Source organism: Escherichia sp. E14V7 (assembly GCF_004212225.1).
Lineage (GTDB): Bacteria > Pseudomonadota > Gammaproteobacteria > Enterobacterales > Enterobacteriaceae > Escherichia.
The window spans coordinates 81793-99074 of record NZ_RHJJ01000005.1 but is presented as its reverse complement, the minus strand read 5'-3'; the positions used below and the strand labels follow the sequence as shown (position 1 = coordinate 99074).

The 17282-nt window shown below is 50.5% G+C and carries 18 protein-coding genes; 8 read left to right on the top strand and 10 right to left on the bottom strand.

The window, feature by feature from the left end; genetic code table 11:
- Positions 1 to 2 precede the first annotated feature (2 nt).
- Together D9741_RS06355 and D9741_RS06350 are read right to left on the bottom strand one after the other, a co-directional pair.
- Positions 3 to 941: a tetratricopeptide repeat protein gene (locus D9741_RS06355; protein WP_130215443.1), complete on the bottom strand. Its 939-nt coding sequence runs from the start codon at positions 939 to 941 to the stop codon at positions 3 to 5.
- A gap of 10 nt (positions 942 to 951) precedes the next feature.
- Positions 952 to 2451 carry an SEL1-like repeat protein gene (locus D9741_RS06350; RefSeq protein ID WP_130215441.1) on the bottom strand — a complete coding sequence of 500 codons (1500 nt, stop codon included), beginning with the start codon at positions 2449 to 2451 and terminating at the stop codon, positions 952 to 954.
- 393 nt (positions 2452 to 2844) lie between these two features.
- Between D9741_RS06350 and D9741_RS06345 the strand changes: the two genes are divergently transcribed.
- Positions 2845 to 4209: an MFS transporter gene (locus D9741_RS06345; RefSeq protein WP_130215439.1), complete on the top strand. Its 1365-nt coding sequence runs from the start codon at positions 2845 to 2847 to the stop codon at positions 4207 to 4209.
- A 127-nt stretch (positions 4210 to 4336) separates the two neighbouring features.
- On the opposite strand, the gene yajQ is transcribed toward D9741_RS06345, so the two are convergent.
- The gene (gene yajQ, locus D9741_RS06340) at positions 4337 to 4828 is read right to left on the bottom strand and encodes a nucleotide binding protein YajQ (protein ID WP_001138904.1); all 492 of its coding nucleotides are present in this window, start codon (positions 4826 to 4828) and stop codon (positions 4337 to 4339) included.
- 167 nt (positions 4829 to 4995) lie between these two features.
- On the opposite strand from yajQ, the gene panE reads away from it, so the two are divergent.
- Together panE and yajL are read left to right on the top strand one after the other, a co-directional pair.
- Positions 4996 to 5907, top strand: a complete 912-nt coding sequence (panE, locus tag D9741_RS06335; RefSeq protein WP_130215437.1) for a 2-dehydropantoate 2-reductase — start codon at positions 4996 to 4998, stop codon at positions 5905 to 5907.
- Positions 5870 to 6460 (top strand): protein deglycase YajL, encoded by a 591-nt coding sequence (yajL, locus tag D9741_RS06330; RefSeq protein ID WP_001276309.1) that lies wholly within the window; start codon positions 5870 to 5872, stop codon positions 6458 to 6460. The genes panE and yajL overlap by 38 nt, the downstream gene beginning before the upstream one ends.
- A 53-nt stretch (positions 6461 to 6513) precedes the next feature.
- On the opposite strand, the gene thiI is transcribed toward yajL, so the two are convergent.
- Positions 6514 to 7962 carry a tRNA uracil 4-sulfurtransferase ThiI gene (gene thiI, locus D9741_RS06325; protein WP_000668682.1) on the bottom strand — a complete coding sequence of 483 codons (1449 nt, stop codon included), beginning with the start codon at positions 7960 to 7962 and terminating at the stop codon, positions 6514 to 6516.
- Positions 7963 to 8167: 205 nt separating this feature from the next.
- On the opposite strand from thiI, the gene xseB reads away from it, so the two are divergent.
- From xseB to yajO, 4 genes are read left to right on the top strand one after another with little or no spacing between them, the layout of a single operon-like run.
- Entirely contained in the window at positions 8168 to 8410 is a 243-nt protein-coding gene (gene xseB / locus D9741_RS06320) for an exodeoxyribonuclease VII small subunit (RefSeq protein WP_001124935.1), read from the top strand.
- Positions 8410 to 9309, top strand: a complete 900-nt coding sequence (gene ispA, locus D9741_RS06315; RefSeq protein WP_130215435.1) for a (2E,6E)-farnesyl diphosphate synthase — start codon at positions 8410 to 8412, stop codon at positions 9307 to 9309. Before xseB ends, ispA begins: the two co-directional genes overlap by 1 nt.
- 24 nt (positions 9310 to 9333) lie before the next feature.
- Positions 9334 to 11196, top strand: coding sequence for a 1-deoxy-D-xylulose-5-phosphate synthase (gene dxs / locus D9741_RS06310; RefSeq protein ID WP_130215433.1), 1863 nt, complete (start codon positions 9334 to 9336; stop codon positions 11194 to 11196).
- A 54-nt stretch (positions 11197 to 11250) separates the two neighbouring features.
- Positions 11251 to 12225 carry a 1-deoxyxylulose-5-phosphate synthase YajO gene (yajO, locus tag D9741_RS06305; RefSeq protein WP_130215432.1) on the top strand — a complete coding sequence of 325 codons (975 nt, stop codon included), beginning with the start codon at positions 11251 to 11253 and terminating at the stop codon, positions 12223 to 12225.
- A gap of 69 nt (positions 12226 to 12294) precedes the next feature.
- On the opposite strand, the gene pgpA is transcribed toward yajO, so the two are convergent.
- The 6 genes from pgpA to nrdR form a co-directional block, all read right to left on the bottom strand.
- On the bottom strand, positions 12295 to 12810 hold the full coding sequence (gene pgpA, locus D9741_RS06300) for a phosphatidylglycerophosphatase A (RefSeq protein ID WP_053883271.1): 516 nt from the start codon (positions 12808 to 12810) through the stop codon (positions 12295 to 12297).
- Positions 12788 to 13765 (bottom strand): thiamine-phosphate kinase, encoded by a 978-nt coding sequence (thiL, locus tag D9741_RS06295; RefSeq protein ID WP_130215430.1) that lies wholly within the window; start codon positions 13763 to 13765, stop codon positions 12788 to 12790. Before thiL ends, pgpA begins: the two co-directional genes overlap by 23 nt.
- A 78-nt stretch (positions 13766 to 13843) precedes the next feature.
- Positions 13844 to 14263 carry a transcription antitermination factor NusB gene (nusB, locus tag D9741_RS06290; RefSeq protein WP_000801125.1) on the bottom strand — a complete coding sequence of 140 codons (420 nt, stop codon included), beginning with the start codon at positions 14261 to 14263 and terminating at the stop codon, positions 13844 to 13846.
- A gap of 19 nt (positions 14264 to 14282) precedes the next feature.
- Complete coding sequence (gene ribE, locus D9741_RS06285) at positions 14283 to 14753, bottom strand: 6,7-dimethyl-8-ribityllumazine synthase (protein WP_001021161.1); 471 nt, start codon at positions 14751 to 14753, stop codon at positions 14283 to 14285.
- An 88-nt stretch (positions 14754 to 14841) separates the two neighbouring features.
- Positions 14842 to 15945: a bifunctional diaminohydroxyphosphoribosylaminopyrimidine deaminase/5-amino-6-(5-phosphoribosylamino)uracil reductase RibD gene (ribD, locus tag D9741_RS06280; RefSeq protein ID WP_130215428.1), complete on the bottom strand. Its 1104-nt coding sequence runs from the start codon at positions 15943 to 15945 to the stop codon at positions 14842 to 14844.
- A gap of 3 nt (positions 15946 to 15948) precedes the next feature.
- Positions 15949 to 16398: a transcriptional regulator NrdR gene (gene nrdR, locus D9741_RS06275; RefSeq protein WP_064527125.1), complete on the bottom strand. Its 450-nt coding sequence runs from the start codon at positions 16396 to 16398 to the stop codon at positions 15949 to 15951.
- Positions 16399 to 16548: 150 nt separating this feature from the next.
- Here nrdR and D9741_RS06270 point away from each other — a divergent pair, with 150 nt between their 5' ends.
- Positions 16549 to 17091 carry a DUF3251 domain-containing protein gene (locus tag D9741_RS06270; protein WP_130215426.1) on the top strand — a complete coding sequence of 181 codons (543 nt, stop codon included), beginning with the start codon at positions 16549 to 16551 and terminating at the stop codon, positions 17089 to 17091.
- The last annotated feature ends 191 nt before the right edge of the window (positions 17092 to 17282 follow it).

Sequence of the window (17282 nt, the reverse complement as noted above, 5' to 3'; positions counted from 1 at the left end):
GCTTACTCTGGCGGGTTTTTTATTGCCCCCACTTTTAGCAGATCCACTTCTTTACCCTTTATCGTTGCCGTTGCGGCAATAATGCGAGTCTTCACCTGTGAACACATTTTCGACTCAAAATCGGATCTATAAAGAAGGAGCAATGAATTGCTGCTAAACGAACCAATTATGTAATCAGTAAAGTTAATATTCAGCCGGTTTAAGCCGAAAGGCTCGAAACCAACCGTTTGGATAATTTCTTTACCAGACGGACTCTTGATGTTGTACGTAACACGAAGATTGGCCACTTCGCCTAATTTATTGGTTTCGGCAAAGAGGCTGTCCATACAGGAAAAGCTCTCATCTAAAAAATTATCCCGCATTCCAGAATGGGTAATTGTGATGGCTGGCAACATATCATCGACCGTTTTTCTGTCAATCATGTCTTTTCGACAGGCGGCAAGAAAGTTCTGCGGGCCACCATAAATGTGGACACCCTTATCAAGATATTCCTTCGCTTTCTTACAATCTACCTCAACATACTGACCATTGGCGTACATCATACCCAATCTGGACCATGCTAAATTTATACCGTGCTGCGCGGCCTGATTAAATAACGCATACGCTTTGGCGTAATCCACCCGTATAAGTGTACCGGAATAGTAAATATCTCCCAGTGCCAGCAAAGCATCTCCATGACCTTGCCTGGCGGCTAACTCGAACCATTTAATCGCTTCCTGCACGTTGGGTTTCGTATCATAGCGGGGCTGATAATATTCCCAGCCTAACAGGCTCTGCGCGTCGACATCCCCCGATTCAGCCATTTTATGCAGTGTACTTATAACATCGGGCGCAGGTTTACCATCGTATATGCTGTCATACAATTCATGCGCTTTCTCACTTGCCACCACGCCTGGTGAAACTATCAGCATTAAAGAAAATAATATTCTTTTAGGCAACATAAAATATCCCTTATTTATCTTGCACCTGAATATGCTCTTCTTTTAATAAATCACGTTGTTTTCCATTCAGTATCGCCGTCGCAGCTTTAACAGAATAAGTCAAATCATGAAAATCGCATAAATTACGATTATACATTGGGATGTCTATATAGCTTTTTCTTATATGACTGGAATTATTATACATATCCACACCGAGCGTATTCAAACTAAAAGGAGGGACAGAAAGGGTATATTCTTTACTCATTCCCTCACTCCCCTTTAGCTCAAGCGTCAACTGCAAATTAGTTATACCACTAATTTTATCTGCATTAATTTCAATACTGACATCGCATATTTTTGGTTTTTCATTTGCGTTAAAGCCATAGGTCCCGTAATGTTTTAACGTGAGATAAGGTAAAATATCACCCTGTGTTTCTCGGGTTTTCTGATCTTGATTACAACGGGTTAAATATTCATCCTTATTAAATTTCATTGAATATTTCCCCGCACCTTTTTCGTAATAATCCCATGCCTTATTACAATCAAGCGTTTCACCTAATCCGTTGTAATACATCCAACTTAACCACAACGCGGCTTTTTTTGCCCCTTGCTGTTCAGCCTTGTCAAAAAGCACGCTCGCTTTAGAATAATCAACCTCACCGGTCAACCCAGAATAGTAAATATTCCCCAGGGCCACTAATGCTTTTTCGTCATTCTTATTTGCAGCTAATTCGTACCATTTTTTGGCTTCGACAGCATCAATTGTTAAACCAGCACTGCCATTTTCGTAGGCATCGCCCATGGTATACTGCGCCATCGGATAACCTTTTTCTGCCGCAGTGCGAAACCATTGCAGTGCTTTCTTTATGGTGTCTAAAGAACGTCTATCATCAGAAGGTGAAAAATCATCGAGATAAAGATTTCCGACAATATAATCCATTTCGGGGTCGCCTTCCTGCGCCCATAGAGTCGCCAGACGCAGAATTTCCGGTTTACTGAAACCAATTCGCCCCCAAAAAAGCAAATCATTCTCGGGTGCCTGACCGACATAACGACTGACAAATTCAATTAAACTCGCCCGTTTCGTTTTGTCTGTCTCGGCCCCGGATTTCAATTCATAGGCCTGATTAATTATTTTATTCATCAAATCAGGCGGAATATTAAGATCGTCAGTTTTCGACTTACTGGCATACATCTGTGCTCGTGTCACATCCAGGGTTATGCCTTTACCATATTGAAAGAAATAACGTGCATTATAACAACCGTATTCGCCCCCCTGGTTACAGGCTTTCTCATACCACTGAATCGCCTTTGGGATGTCAACAGATACTGTCACTCCGTGTTCATAAACAAATCCCAGTAGCACTAGCGCCTGCGTGTTATTGGTATCAGCTAATTTTTGCAGTTCTTTTAACGCCGTCTGATCTTTATTGACAATACGTTCATACAGTTGATCAATATCTGTTGAAGCATAACAAAAAGAAGCCAGAGATAAACCCAATGATAATAAAATAACTTTACCAGACCACATACATTCCTCCTTGATATATTCAACCACCAAACATCCACCTCATGAATAAATACGCTGCCATAACGGCCCAGGTAATAAGTAAACATTTAAGCTGAAACAGCATAACCAGTGCCTCCAACGCTTTTATTTATTGCGATAAAATAACACCATCCTTTGATAAAAAATTACACGCCCATCAATAAATCCGAAAATAATGTCATTAGTTGCAGGATAAAATCATTTGAACTTTTCATTTGTTATATTTAACGCATGATATATTAATAGCAAGAATATGAGAGAAGCTCATACCTGACGTAAAAATCACTCTCTTATGTAATATTTACTCATTAACACTCTGTTTACCTAACATGCGCTCCGCACTACACTATGTGGGCAATTTTTTAAGAGGTGGTAATGAACGATTATAAAATGACGCCAGGTGAGCGGCGCGCGACCTGGGGTTTAGGGACCGTATTTTCATTGCGCATGCTGGGCATGTTTATGGTACTGCCGGTTCTGACTACGTACGGTATGGCACTGCAAGGCGCCAGCGAAGCATTAATCGGTATTGCCATTGGTATTTATGGTCTGACCCAGGCCGTTTTTCAGATTCCGTTTGGCCTGCTTTCCGACCGTATTGGTCGCAAACCATTAATTGTCGGCGGACTGGCAGTGTTTGCTGCCGGTAGCGTTATTGCTGCGCTCTCTAACTCCATCTGGGGAATTATTCTGGGCCGGGCGCTACAAGGCTCCGGCGCCATAGCCGCAGCCGTTATGGCGTTGCTTTCCGATCTCACTCGCGAACAAAACCGCACCAAAGCGATGGCGTTTATTGGCGTAAGCTTCGGCATTACCTTCGCCATTGCGATGGTGCTTGGCCCGATCATTACTCACAAACTTGGGCTGCACGCGCTGTTCTGGATGATCGCTATTCTGGCAACGATCGGCATTGCGTTGACCATTTGGGTTGTACCCAACAGCAGCACGCACGTACTTAATCGTGAGTCCGGGATGGTGAAAGGCAGTTTCAGTAAAGTGCTGGCGGAACCACGGCTGCTGAAACTCAACTTCGGCATTATGTGTCTGCACATGCTGCTGATGTCGACGTTTGTTGCCCTGCCAGGGCAACTGGCTGATGCGGGTTTCCCGGCGGCTGAACACTGGAAGGTCTATCTGGCAACGATGTTAATCGCCTTTGGCTCTGTCGTGCCTTTCATTATCTACGCTGAAGTTAAGCGCAAAATGAAACAAGTCTTTGTCTTCTGTGTCGGGCTGATCGTGGTTGCGGAAATCGTGTTGTGGAATGCACAAACGCAGTTCTGGCAACTGGTGGTCGGCGTGCAGCTTTTCTTTGTGGCGTTTAATTTGATGGAAGCCCTTCTGCCTTCGCTTATCAGTAAAGAGTCTCCAGCTGGTTACAAAGGTACGGCGATGGGCGTTTACTCCACCAGCCAGTTTCTTGGCGTGGCGATTGGTGGTTCGCTGGGCGGCTGGATTGACGGCATGTTTGACGGTCAGGGCGTCTTTCTCGCTGGCGTAATGCTGGCAGCATTGTGGCTGGCAGTCGCCAGTACCATGAAAGAACCACCGTATGTCAGCAGCTTGCGCATTGAAATCCCGGCGGACATTGCCGCAAACGAGGCGTTAAAAGTGCGTTTGCTGGAAACTGAAGGCGTCAAAGAAGTGTTAATTGCAGAAGAAGAACATTCAGCTTACGTGAAAATCGATAGCAAAGTGACGAATCGCTTTGAGGTTGAACAGGCAATTCGTCAGGCATAAAAAAGGAGGCGAATTGCCTGCTGCGCTACGCTTACCAGGCCTACAAAGTTCCTGAGTTACAAGCCTTTGTAGGCCGAATTAGGCGTTCATGCCGCATTCGGCATGAACAAAACGCACATTGTCGCGATTAATCGCGGAAGTTTTTGAACTGGAACGGCTGACCGAGATCGCCACCGCGCACCATCGCCATGACAGCCTGCAAATCATCACGAGATTTGCCAGTCACGCGGATCTCATCGCCCTGAATTTGCGCCTGCACTTTCAGTTTGCTGTCTTTGATCATCTTGACGATTTTCTTCTGGGTCGCGCTCTCAATGCCCTGTTTCAGTTTCGCTTCCACAAACCAGGTTTTACCGCTATGAACGATATTTTCCGGTACATCCAGCGAACTGCCTTCAATGCCGCGCTTCAGCAGCTTGGCACGCAGAATATCCAGCAACTGATTGACCTGGAAATCGGACTCGCTCAACACTTTAATGGTTTTGCTGGCGTCGTTCAGCTCAAATGAGGCTTCAACGTTACGGAAGTCAAAACGGGACTCCACTTCGCGGCTCGCGTTATCAACCGCGTTACGTGCTTCCTGAAGATCAACTTCAGAGACAATATCGAAAGATGGCATCTTTTCCTCTCCCTTCATTTTTGATGCGAAGCATAATACCTGCAAAGTTAAATAACCAACAGTCCTGCACCAGGACGTATCCCTTAATTGTGCATAGACGCAACAGCATGCACAATTAAGGGATAGCCTTATTGAACACCCGGAGTGGTTGCGGGTGAGGAGGAACAATGAAAATTACCGTATTGGGATGCGGTGCCTTAGGGCAATTATGGCTTACAGCACTTTGCAAACAGGGTCACGAAGTTCAGGGCTGGCTGCGCGTACCGCAACCTTATTGTAGCGTGAATCTGGTTGAGACTGACGGTTCGATATTTAACGAATCGCTGACCGCTAACGATCCCGATTTTCTGGCCACCAGCGATCTGTTACTGGTGACGCTGAAAGCATGGCAGGTTTCCGATGCCGTCAAAAGCCTCGCGTCCACACTGCCTGTAACCACGCCAATACTGTTAATTCACAACGGCATGGGTACCATCGAAGAGTTGCAAAGCATTCAGCAGCCGTTACTGATGGGCACCACCACCCATGCGGCGCGCCGCGACGGAAATGTCATTATTCATGTGGCAAACGGTATCACGCATATTGGTCCGGCACGGCAACAGGACGGCGATTACAGTTATCTGGCGGATATTTTGCAAACCGTATTACCTGACGTTGCCTGGCATAACAATATTCGCGCCGAACTGTGGCGCAAGCTGGCAGTCAACTGTGTGATTAATCCACTAACCGCCATCTGGAATTGCCCGAACGGTGAATTACGTCATCATCCGCAAGAAATTATGCAGGTATGCGAAGAAGTCGCGGCAGTGATTGAACGCGAAGGGCATCATACTTCAGCAGAAGATTTGCGTGATTACGTGATGCAGGTGATTGATGCCACAGCGGAAAATATCTCGTCGATGTTGCAGGATATCCACGCGCTGCGCCACACTGAAATCGACTATATCAATGGTTTTCTCTTACGTCGCGCCCGCGCGCATGGGATTGCCGTACCGGAAAACACCCGCCTGTTTGAAATGGTAAAAAGAAAGGAGAGTGAATATGAGCGCATCGGCACTGGTTTGCCTCGCCCCTGGTAGTGAAGAGACTGAAGCCGTCACCACTATAGATCTGCTGGTTCGCGGCGGGATCAAAGTCACCACTGCCAGCGTCGCCAGCGATGGCAACCTGGCAATTACCTGCTCGCGCGGCGTGAAGCTGCTGGCGGATGCGCCGCTGGTCGAAGTTGCCGATGGCGAATATGACGTGATCGTGCTGCCTGGTGGCATTAAAGGCGCAGAGTGTTTTCGCGATAGCACCCTGCTGGTTGAAACTGTTAAACAGTTCCACCGTTCCGGGCGTATCGTCGCGGCGATTTGCGCCGCGCCAGCCACCGTGCTGGTACCGCACGATATCTTCCCTATTGGCAATATGACCGGCTTCCCGACGCTGAAAGATAAAATTCCCGCTGAACAATGGCAGGACAAGCGCGTCGTCTGGGATGCACGGGTAAAATTGCTGACCAGCCAGGGGCCGGGTACAGCTATCGACTTTGGTCTGAAAATTATTGACTTGCTGGTTGGGCGTGAAAAAGCCCATGAAGTAGCATCACAACTGGTGATGGCGGCAGGGATTTATAATTATTACGAGTAGTGTCGGATGCGGCAAACGTCGCATCTGACCAGATGCGACGTAAAAACCACAAATTACGGGCGATATACCTTCACATTGTTAAAGCCCTGCTCGCGCAGATAGAGCGCCTGCAGACGGCTCATCACCCCGCGCTCACACCACAATAGCCAGGTTTTGTTCTGGTCGAGATCGCCAAATTTGGTGCTCAGTTTATAGAACGGCAGAGAAACCACATCAATCCCTTCGACTTTCAGTGGCTTATCTTCCTGTTCATCGATAGAACGGATATCGAGGATCACGTCGTTCGGACCGAAGCCATTGACGGTTTCCACTTCCACCACTTCCTGCTCGGTCTGCTGGGCGATTTCGCGGATATCAACGTTATTCGCTTCCTCAACCACTTTATCGAGGATGCTGAAGTCGAACTTCTCTTCTTCCGCTTCAATCTTCGATTTAACCGCTTTCACCGTCGGGCTTTTGGAGATCACGCCACAATATTCCGGCATCGTGCGGGCAAAGTCTTCGGTGCCAATCTGGCGAGCCAGGTTGATGATGTGCTCTTTGTCGTAAGAGATCAGCGGACGCAGGATCAGCGTATCGGAGACGTTATCAATCAGGCGCAGGTTGGTCAGCGTCTGGCTGGACACCTGACCCAGTGCTTCGCCGGTGACCAGCGCCTGTACGCCGTAACGTTCAGCCACTTTAGATGCGGCACGCACCATCATACGTTTGAGGATAACGCCCATCTGACCGTCGTCGATTTTCTCGAGAATTTCCCCGACGACTGGTTCGAAATTAATAGCGACAAATCGCACACGGTGGGAGCTGCCAAAGCGGTTCCACAGATAATGCGCCACCTGGCGAACGCCGATTTCATGCGCCGCGCCGCCGAGGTTAAAGAAGCAGTAATGCACGCGGCAGCCGCGACGCATCAACATATAGCTGGATACACCGGAGTCGAAACCGCCGGAAATGAGCGACAGTACATCTTCCTGGGTGCCGATCGGGAAACCACCAATACCTTCGTAGCGACCTTTGATCAGCAGCAGACGATCGTCTTCCACTTCCAGATGGACAGTCACTTCCGGATTCGTCAGCTTCACGCGCGCGGATTCAATATGCTGATTTAAACCGCCGCCGACGTAACGTTCCACATCAATCGAGCTAAAATCATGCTTACCGCGGCGCTTCACGCGCACGCAGAAGGTTTTGCCTTCCAACTGATCGCGATACTGAACCAACGCTTTCTCAAAAATATCGTGCATGTCAGTAAACGGCACGTCTTCAACTTCGAGAATATGGTGGATACCCGGAATACGGGTCAGGGCGTCGCGAATGGCCAGACGCTGGTTTTCATCTTTCGCGCGAACTTCGATGTTATCCCAGTGGCGGACGACAGCGAGCGTCTCATCATAGTGCTTTAAAACGTTACGAATGTTCCCGGTAAGGATTTTTATAAAGCGCAAGCGCACAGATTGGCTTTTGATGGTGATTTCCGGGAACAATTTAATGATAAACTTCATGGCGGCAATGGTTCGTTGGCAAGTCTTAAGCGACTTGTATAGGGAAAAATACAGCAGCCCACACCTGCGGCTGCATCCAGGCGCGGAAGTATACCACTAACATCGCTTTGCTGCGCACATCACCTTACCATTGCGCGTTATTTGCTATTTGCCCTGAGTCCGTTACCATGACGGGGCGAAAAATATTGAGAGTCAGACATTCATTATGCCGAAGAAAAATGAGGCGCCCGCCAGCTTTGAAAAGGCGCTGAGCGAGCTGGAACAGATTGTAACCCGTCTGGAAAGTGGCGACCTGCCGCTGGAAGAGGCGCTGAACGAGTTCGAACGCGGCGTGCAGCTGGCACGTCAGGGGCAGGCCAAATTACAACAAGCCGAACAGCGCGTACAAATTCTGCTGTCTGACAACGAAGACGCCTCTCTAACCCCTTTTACACCGGACAATGAGTAATGGACTTTCCGCAGCAACTCGAAGCCTACGTTAAGCAGGCCAACCAGGCGCTGAGCCGTTTTATCGCCCCACTGCCCTTTCAGAACACTCCCGTGGTAGAAACCATGCAGTATGGCGCATTATTAGGTGGTAAGCGCCTGCGACCTTTCCTGGTTTATGCCACCGGTCAAATGCTCGGCGTAAGTCTGAATACTCTGGACGCACCCGCCGCCGCCGTAGAGTGTATCCACGCTTACTCATTAATTCATGATGATTTACCGGCAATGGATGATGACGATCTGCGTCGCGGCTTGCCGACCTGTCACGTGAAGTTTGGCGAAGCAAACGCGATTCTCGCTGGCGACGCTTTACAAACGCTGGCGTTCTCGATTTTAAGCGATGCCGATATGCCGGAAGTGTCGGACCGCGACAGAATTTCGATGATTTCAGAACTGGCAAGCGCCAGCGGTATTGCCGGAATGTGCGGTGGTCAGGCATTAGATTTAGATGCGGAAGGCAAACACGTACCTCTGGACGCACTCGAGCGTATTCATCGTCATAAAACCGGCGCATTGATTCGCGCCGCCGTTCGCCTTGGTGCATTAAGCGCCGGAGATAAAGGGCGTCGTGCTCTGCCAGTACTCGACAAGTACGCAGAGAGCATCGGCCTTGCCTTCCAGGTTCAGGATGACATCCTGGATGTGGTGGGAGATACTGCAACGTTGGGAAAACGCCAGGGTGCCGACCAGCAACTTGGTAAAAGTACCTACCCTGCACTTCTGGGTCTTGAGCAAGCCCGGAAGAAAGCCCGGGATCTAATCGACGATGCCCGTCAGTCGCTGAAACAACTGGCTGAACAGTCACTCGATACCTCGGCACTGGAAGCGCTAGCGGACTACATCATCCAGCGTAATAAATAAACAATAAGTATTAATAGGCCCCTGATGAGTTTTGATATTGCCAAATACCCGACCCTGGCACTGGTCGACTCCACCCAGGAGTTACGACTGTTGCCGAAAGAGAGTTTACCGAAACTCTGCGACGAACTGCGCCGCTATTTACTCGACAGCGTGAGCCGTTCCAGCGGGCACTTCGCCTCCGGGCTGGGCACGGTCGAACTGACCGTGGCGCTGCACTACGTCTATAACACTCCGTTTGATCAGTTAATCTGGGATGTGGGGCATCAGGCTTATCCGCATAAAATTTTGACCGGACGCCGCGACAAAATCGGCACCATCCGTCAGAAAGGTGGCCTGCACCCGTTCCCGTGGCGCGGCGAAAGCGAATATGACGTATTAAGCGTCGGGCATTCATCAACCTCCATCAGTGCCGGAATTGGTATTGCGGTTGCTGCCGAGAAAGAAGGCAAAAATCGCCGCACCGTCTGTGTGATTGGCGACGGCGCGATTACCGCTGGCATGGCGTTTGAAGCGATGAATCACGCGGGCGATATTCGTCCTGATATGCTGGTGGTTCTCAACGACAATGAAATGTCGATTTCCGAAAATGTTGGCGCACTCAACAACCATCTGGCGCAGCTGCTTTCCGGAAAGCTTTACTCTTCACTGCGCGAAGGCGGGAAAAAAGTTTTCTCTGGCGTGCCGCCCATTAAAGAGCTGCTCAAACGTACCGAAGAACATATTAAAGGCATGGTAGTGCCTGGCACATTGTTTGAAGAGCTGGGCTTTAACTACATCGGCCCGGTTGACGGTCACGATGTGCTGGGGCTTATCACCACGCTTAAGAACATGCGCGACCTGAAAGGCCCGCAGTTCCTGCATATCATGACTAAAAAAGGTCGTGGTTATGAACCGGCAGAAAAAGATCCAATCACCTTCCACGCCGTGCCTAAATTTGATCCCTCCAGCGGTTGTCTGCCGAAAAGTAGCGGCGGCCTACCGAGCTATTCAAAAATCTTTGGCGACTGGTTGTGCGAAACCGCAGCGAAAGACAACAAGCTGATGGCGATTACTCCGGCGATGCGTGAAGGTTCCGGCATGGTCGAGTTTTCACGTAAATTCCCGGATCGCTACTTCGACGTGGCAATTGCCGAGCAACACGCAGTGACCTTTGCTGCGGGTCTGGCGATTGGAGGCTACAAACCCATTGTCGCGATCTACTCCACCTTCCTGCAACGCGCCTATGATCAGGTGCTGCATGACGTGGCGATTCAAAAGCTTCCGGTCCTGTTCGCCATCGACCGCGCGGGCATTGTTGGTGCTGACGGTCAAACCCACCAGGGCGCTTTTGATCTCTCTTACCTGCGCTGCATACCGGAAATGGTCATTATGACCCCGAGCGATGAAAACGAATGTCGCCAGATGCTCTATACCGGCTATCACTATAACGATGGCCCGTCCGCGGTGCGCTACCCGCGCGGCAACGCGGTTGGCGTGGAACTGACGCCACTGGAAAAACTGCCAATTGGCAAAGGCATTGTGAAGCGTCGTGGTGGGAAACTGGCGATCCTTAACTTTGGTACGCTGATGCCAGAAGCGGCGAAAGTCGCAGAATCGCTGAACGCTACGCTGGTCGATATGCGTTTTGTGAAACCGCTTGATGAAGCGTTAATTCTGGAAATGGCCGCCAGCCATGAAGCGCTGGTCACCGTAGAAGAAAACGCCATTATGGGCGGCGCAGGCAGCGGCGTGAACGAAGTGCTGATGGCCCATCGTAAACCAGTACCCGTGCTGAACATTGGTCTGCCGGACTTCTTTATTCCGCAAGGAACGCAGGAAGAAATGCGCGCCGAACTCGGCCTCGATGCCGCCGGTATGGAAGCCAAAATCAAGGCCTGGCTGGCATAATCCCTACTCCACTCCTGCTATGCTTAAGAAATTATTCATGGCAGGAGTGGCAGCATGCAATACAACCCCTTAGGAAAAACCGACCTTCGCGTTTCCCGACTTTGCCTCGGCTGTATGACCTTTGGCGAGCCTGATCGTGGTAATCACGCATGGACACTACCGGAAGAGAGCAGCCGTCCCATAATTAAACGCGCGCTGGAAGGCGGCATAAATTTCTTTGATACCGCCAATAGCTATTCCGATGGCAGCAGCGAAGAGATCGTCGGTCGCGCACTGCGGGATTTCGCCCGTCGTGAAGACGTTGTCGTTGCGACCAAAGTGTTCCATCGCGTTGGTGATTTACCGGAAGGATTATCCCGTGCACAAATATTGCGCTCTATCGACGACAGCCTGCGCCGTCTCGGCATGGATTATGTCGATATCCTGCAAATTCATCGCTGGGATTACAACACGCCGATCGAAGAGACGCTGGAAGCCCTGAACGACGTGGTAAAAGCCGGGAAAGCACGTTATATCGGCGCATCATCCATGCACGCCTCGCAGTTTGCTCAGGCGCTGGAACTACAAAAACAACACGGCTGGGCGCAGTTTGTCAGTATGCAGGATCACTACAATCTAATTTATCGCGAAGAAGAGCGCGAGATGCTGCCACTGTGTTATCAGGAGGGCGTGGCGGTCATTCCGTGGAGCCCACTGGCGCGGGGCCGTCTGACACGTCCGTGGGGAGAAACCACTGCACGCCTGGTGTCTGATGAAGTGGGGAAAAATCTCTACAAAGAAAGCGATGAAAATGACGCGCAAATTGCAGAACGCTTAACGGGCGTCAGTGAAGAACTGGGCGCGACACGAGCACAAGTCGCGCTGGCCTGGTTGTTGAGCAAACCAGGTATTGCTGCACCCATTATTGGTACATCGCGGGAAGAACAACTTGATGAACTACTGAACGCGGTGGATATCACCTTGAAGCCGGAACTGATTGCCGAGCTGGAAACACCCTATAAACCGCATCCGGTGGTAGGATTTAAATAGGAATCCAGGCCTGATAAGACGCGACGGCGCACAACCGCCGGATGCGGCGTGAACGCCTTATCCGGCCGACTATAGGATACCAATCGGCCAGTGATGACCGATAAAATACAGGATTCCTGCGGAAATCACCCCGGCGACGATATCATCGATCATGATCCCCATGCCGCCATGCACATTGCGATCAAACCAGCGGATCGGCCACGGTTTCCACATATCCAGAATACGGAAAATCACAAACCCGGCGGCGACCCACTGCCAGTCATTGGTCGGCAGCGCCATGAGCGTGATCCACATACCGATAAATTCGTCCCAGACAATGCTGCCATGATCGTGCACGCCCATATCTTTCGCGGTCTGATGACAAAGATAAACGCCAATACAGATCCCCAGCATGACTACCAGCGAATAAAGCTGCCAGGGTAAAAAGGTCATCAGATACCAGAACGGAATCGCCGCCAGCGATCCCATCGTGCCAGGAACAATCGGGCTTAATCCACTTCCGAATCCGACAGCAAGCAGATGCCACGGATTACTCATCTTCAGGCGACTTTTCGCGACATCTTTATGGCGTGGCAAAATGGTCATATCCTTTCCAGTCTAACGTGACAGGTTCGCCGTCACGAACAAAACAGAGTCCTTCTATATCGGCGGTCATTTGCCCGATACAGGTAAATGGTACGCCAAGATGTCCCAAAGCGACATCCAGCGCGCCACGGTTCAGTTCCGGCACAGTGAAACACAACTCGTAATCTTCGCCACCAGAGAGCGCCCAGCGCAGCGCCTGTTCCGGTTCAACGTGGCGAGAAAGTGCGTCAGAAAACGGCAGCAATGCCAGGTCAATGCGTGCGCCGCAGTCGCTGGCTTTCACGATATGCCCGAGATCGGAAATCAAACCGTCAGAGAGATCGATGGCTGAATTTGCCAGATCGCGCAATGCCTGCCCCTGTAAAATACGCGGCGACGGACGGAGGTGACGTTTAATCAAGTAGTCCGCATCTTTAGCATCGGCAACCTGCAAACGGTTTTGCAAAATCGCCAGCCCGGCGGCGCTATCGCCCGGCGTACCGGTCACATAAATCCAGTCACCCGGTTTCGCCCCAGAGCGCGTTAAGGCTCGTCCCATCGGAACAAAGCCGTGGATACCCAACGTCATTGATAATGGCCCACGCGTGGTATCGCCGCCAATGAGTTGCATATCGTAATAATTGAGGAGCTCAAACAAACTGTCGCTGAAGGACTCAAGCCACGATTCGTCTACGTCCGGTAAGGTTAATGCCAGCGTCAGCCAGGCCGGATCGGCGCCCATCGCTGCCAGATCGCTTAGGTTTACCACCAGTGCTTTATATGCCAGATCCGCAGGATCGATATCAGGGAGGAAATGGTTGCCCGCCACCAGCGTATCAGTGCTGATCGCCAGAGTCTGTTTCTCGGGGATATTGAGAAGTGCGCAATCGTCGCCAATGCCAAGTTCGACATCAAGACGAGAGCTTCTTACACGGTCAAAATAACGGGCAATCAGGGAGAACTCGCCACATGCCATACGTTATGCCTCAGCAGGTAAAAAAGAAAAGGCCGGCGAGTGCGGAACTGTTTTTCCGTTACTCTGCCGGCCTGGATATCACTTTTTGTTAGGGCGAATCACAGGTGCTGCTTTATCCAGTACGCCATTGACGAACTTATGGCTGTCTTCTGCGCCGAACGATTTCGCCAGTTCGATCGCTTCGTTAATGGCCACTTTGTACGGCACATCGCTACGTTTAGACAGCTCGTACAGCGCAATGCGCAGTACCGCTTTTTCTACCTGGCCCAGCTCTTCCAGCAGGCGAGACAGATATGGCTTCATCAGTCCGTCGAGGTATGCGGTGTTAGTCGCCACCCCGGCCAGCAGCTCACGGAAGTACAGGACGTCAACGTCTTTTACATCCTGTTCAGCCAGGAACTGGTATTCAACATCAGCGATGTCGTTCTGGGACAACTGCCAGGAGTAGAGCGCCTGGACGGCACACTCACGAGCGCGGCGACGAGCAGCAGGTTTCACGGATTTCCCCTTACTAATTTCAGGCCTTGATGGCTTTCAATACATTAATCATTTCAAGCGCGGTCAGTGCAGCTTCTGCACCTTTGTTACCAGCTTTGGTGCCAGCACGTTCGATCGCTTGTTCAATGCTTTCAGTGGTCAGAACCCCAAAAGCAACCGGAATTTCGCTGTCCTGGGCAACATGCGCCAGGCCGTTGCTTGCACCACCAGCGACATATTCAAAGTGGGCAGTGCCACCACGAATAACCGTACCCAGCGCAATCACCGCGTCGTATTTACCGGTTTTAGCCAGTGCACCCGCCGCCAGCGGCAGCTCATAGGCACCAGGCACCCAAACAACGGTAATGTTTTCATCTTTTACCTGACCGATACGTTTCAGTGCGTCAATTGCACCTTCCAGCAGGCTGTCATTGATAAAGTTGTTGAAACGCGCAATGGTGATGGCGACGCGAGCGTCCGGGGTAGCAACGTTAGCTTCAATAATGTTCATTTTCTTCCTTCGGGTTCGAGTATGGCCCCGCAGGGGGGCGGATTTTAGCATAATATTTCGTGCGCTGCTTCCCTTTCGAGCCGGGAGATCATGCACCCACTAAATGCAGGCAAACATCCGGGCCTACATGACGTATCTCTTTGAATTTAAATTGGGGCGCGTCGGCTAATTTCTCAAGCCCCGGCAGCGTACATAATCCGCGGGCGTCGCTGCCTAATAGTTTAGGTGCGATATAGACAATCAGCTCATCGACTAAACCCGCCTGTAGCAATGCGCCAGCGAGCGTTGGCCCCGCTTCCACCCAGATGCTGTTAATCTGCTGTTTACCCAGTTGCATCATCAGCACAACCAGATCCAGATGACCTTTATGCTCTGGAATCAGCAAAGTACGCACCGTTTCCGGCCATGCACGAGAATCTTCCTGCGTACGCGCGAACCAGGTTTCGCCCGGCTGCTGCACAATGCGGTGTTCCGGCGTCACGCGATTTTGGCTATCAATCACAATACGTACCGGCTGACGGAGATTTTGTTGCGGATAGAGCGCCTGAGTTTGTTCATCCAGTTCAGACCAACGCACCGTTAAGGCTGGATCGTCCGCCAGCACCGTGGCGCTGCTGGTTAAAATAGCATGACTTTGCGCGCGCAGACGCTGAACATCGCGTCGAGCCTGAGGTGAAGTGATCCACTGGCTTTCACCGCTGGCCATCGCAGTGCGACCATCTAGCGACGCGCCGAGTTTCAACTGTATATAAGGAAAGCCGGTGCGCATGCGCTTGAGGAAGCCTTTATTCAATTGCTCGGCTTCGCTCATCATCAGGCCGTGGCTGACGTCAATGCCAGCTTGTTGCAAACGGTAAAGTCCACGCCCAGCGACCTGCGGATTAGGGTCCTGCATCGCAGCCACCACGCGCGCCACGCCAGCAGCAATTAATGCGTCACAACACGGCGGCGTACGACCATGATGACTACAAGGTTCGAGTGTCACATACGCCGTTGCGCCTTTGGCTTTTTCACCTGCCATGCGCAACGCGTGTACCTCGGCATGCGGTTCGCCCGCGCGGTGATGGTAACCTTCACCGACAATTTCGCCATCTTTCACAATGACGCAACCGACATTCGGGTTAGGGTGAGTGGTGAAGCGCCCTCGTTGCGCCAGCTTTAGCGCCCGCGCCATGTATAACTCGTCCTGCACGGTTTAATCCTCCAGGCGCGCGATCTCTTCGCCAAATTCTTTGATATCTTCGAAACTGCGATAGACAGAGGCAAAACGGATATAGGCGACTTTGTCGAGCTTTTTCAATTGCTCCATCACCAGATTGCCAATCATTTTGCTCGGCACTTCGCGCTCACCGGTGGCGCGGAGTTGCGATTTAATATGGTTGATCGCCATTTCGACGTCATCGGAACTCACCGGACGTTTTTCCAGCGCCCGCAGCATTCCGCTACGCAATTTTTCTTCATTAAACGGTTCGCGCACGTCGTTGCTTTTCACGACACGCGGCATAACCAGTTCCGCCACTTCAAAAGTAGTGAAACGTTCATTACACACCAGACACTGCCGACGGCGGCGTACGGAAGAACCCTCGCTCACGAGACGAGAGTCAATTACCTTAGTGTCCACGGCGAAACAGAATGGGCAATGCATACGGCGTCCTGACCAGGTGGTTAATAGAAATCTATTTTACCCTGAACTGGCGATACAACAAAGGCGCAACGCTTTTGAGATAAAGGATCGATGCTTTCACGGCTTTAAGCCTCTACCATTAGGATAATTGTGACGAGAAAGGGACTACCTATGAACATTAAAGTATGTTTTCGACTACTCTTGCTGGGAAGCCTGTTCAGCCTGAGCGCCTGCGTACAGCAAAGCGAAGTACGCCAGATGAAACACAGCGTCAACACGTTGAATAAAGAGATGACTCAGCTCAACAAAGAAACTGTCAAAATCACCCAGCAAAATACGCTGAACGCAAAATCCAGCAGTGGGGTTTACCTGTTACCTGGTGCAAATACACCGGCACGGCTGGAAAGCCAAATTGGCACTTTACGTATGTCGCTGGTGAATATTACGCCAAATGCAGATGGCACTACGCTGACGCTGCGTATTCAGGGCGAGTCCAATGATCCCTTACCCGCTTTCAGCGGAACCGTTGAATATGGGCAAATTCAGGGAACAACTGACAACTTTCAGGAAGTCAATGTGCAGAATCAATTGATTAACGCACCTGCCAGCGTCCTCGCTCCGAGCGGTGTTGATATTCCATTACAGTTAAAGGGTATTTCTGTGGATCAGTTAGGTTTTGTACGTATACACGACATTCAACCTGTTATGCAGTAAACGTATCGCGGGGCGTTTTGTGCGTCCCGCAACATCCTCTCCCGTCATTTTGTTACTCCGCTTACATCACCCAGATTGATAGTAAAAGTTTGCAACAAGGGTGAAAGTCAGTACAATCCCCGCCCGAATATGTGTAAACGTGAACGCAATCGATTACGTAAATGATAGAACTGTGAAACGAAACATATTTT

What these genes read in the sequence shown, in the direction of transcription:
- D9741_RS06355 (WP_130215443.1), bottom strand. Translation starts at nt 941, where the DNA reads ATGTTGCCTAAAAGAATATTATTTTCTTTAATGCTGATAGTTTCACCA.
- D9741_RS06350 (WP_130215441.1), bottom strand. Translation starts at nt 2,451, where the DNA reads ATGTGGTCTGGTAAAGTTATTTTATTATCATTGGGTTTATCTCTGGCT.
- D9741_RS06345 (WP_130215439.1), top strand. Translation starts at nt 2,845, where the DNA reads ATGAACGATTATAAAATGACGCCAGGTGAGCGGCGCGCGACCTGGGGT.
- yajQ (WP_001138904.1), bottom strand. Translation starts at nt 4,828, where the DNA reads ATGCCATCTTTCGATATTGTCTCTGAAGTTGATCTTCAGGAAGCACGT.
- panE (WP_130215437.1), top strand. Translation starts at nt 4,996, where the DNA reads ATGAAAATTACCGTATTGGGATGCGGTGCCTTAGGGCAATTATGGCTT.
- yajL (WP_001276309.1), top strand. Translation starts at nt 5,870, where the DNA reads ATGAGCGCATCGGCACTGGTTTGCCTCGCCCCTGGTAGTGAAGAGACT.
- thiI (WP_000668682.1), bottom strand. Translation starts at nt 7,962, where the DNA reads ATGAAGTTTATCATTAAATTGTTCCCGGAAATCACCATCAAAAGCCAA.
- xseB (WP_001124935.1), top strand. Translation starts at nt 8,168, where the DNA reads ATGCCGAAGAAAAATGAGGCGCCCGCCAGCTTTGAAAAGGCGCTGAGC.
- ispA (WP_130215435.1), top strand. Translation starts at nt 8,410, where the DNA reads ATGGACTTTCCGCAGCAACTCGAAGCCTACGTTAAGCAGGCCAACCAG.
- dxs (WP_130215433.1), top strand. Translation starts at nt 9,334, where the DNA reads ATGAGTTTTGATATTGCCAAATACCCGACCCTGGCACTGGTCGACTCC.
- yajO (WP_130215432.1), top strand. Translation starts at nt 11,251, where the DNA reads ATGCAATACAACCCCTTAGGAAAAACCGACCTTCGCGTTTCCCGACTT.
- pgpA (WP_053883271.1), bottom strand. Translation starts at nt 12,810, where the DNA reads ATGACCATTTTGCCACGCCATAAAGATGTCGCGAAAAGTCGCCTGAAG.
- thiL (WP_130215430.1), bottom strand. Translation starts at nt 13,765, where the DNA reads ATGGCATGTGGCGAGTTCTCCCTGATTGCCCGTTATTTTGACCGTGTA.
- ribE (WP_001021161.1), bottom strand. Translation starts at nt 14,753, where the DNA reads ATGAACATTATTGAAGCTAACGTTGCTACCCCGGACGCTCGCGTCGCC.
- nrdR (WP_064527125.1), bottom strand. Translation starts at nt 16,398, where the DNA reads ATGCATTGCCCATTCTGTTTCGCCGTGGACACTAAGGTAATTGACTCT.
- D9741_RS06270 (WP_130215426.1), top strand. Translation starts at nt 16,549, where the DNA reads ATGAACATTAAAGTATGTTTTCGACTACTCTTGCTGGGAAGCCTGTTC.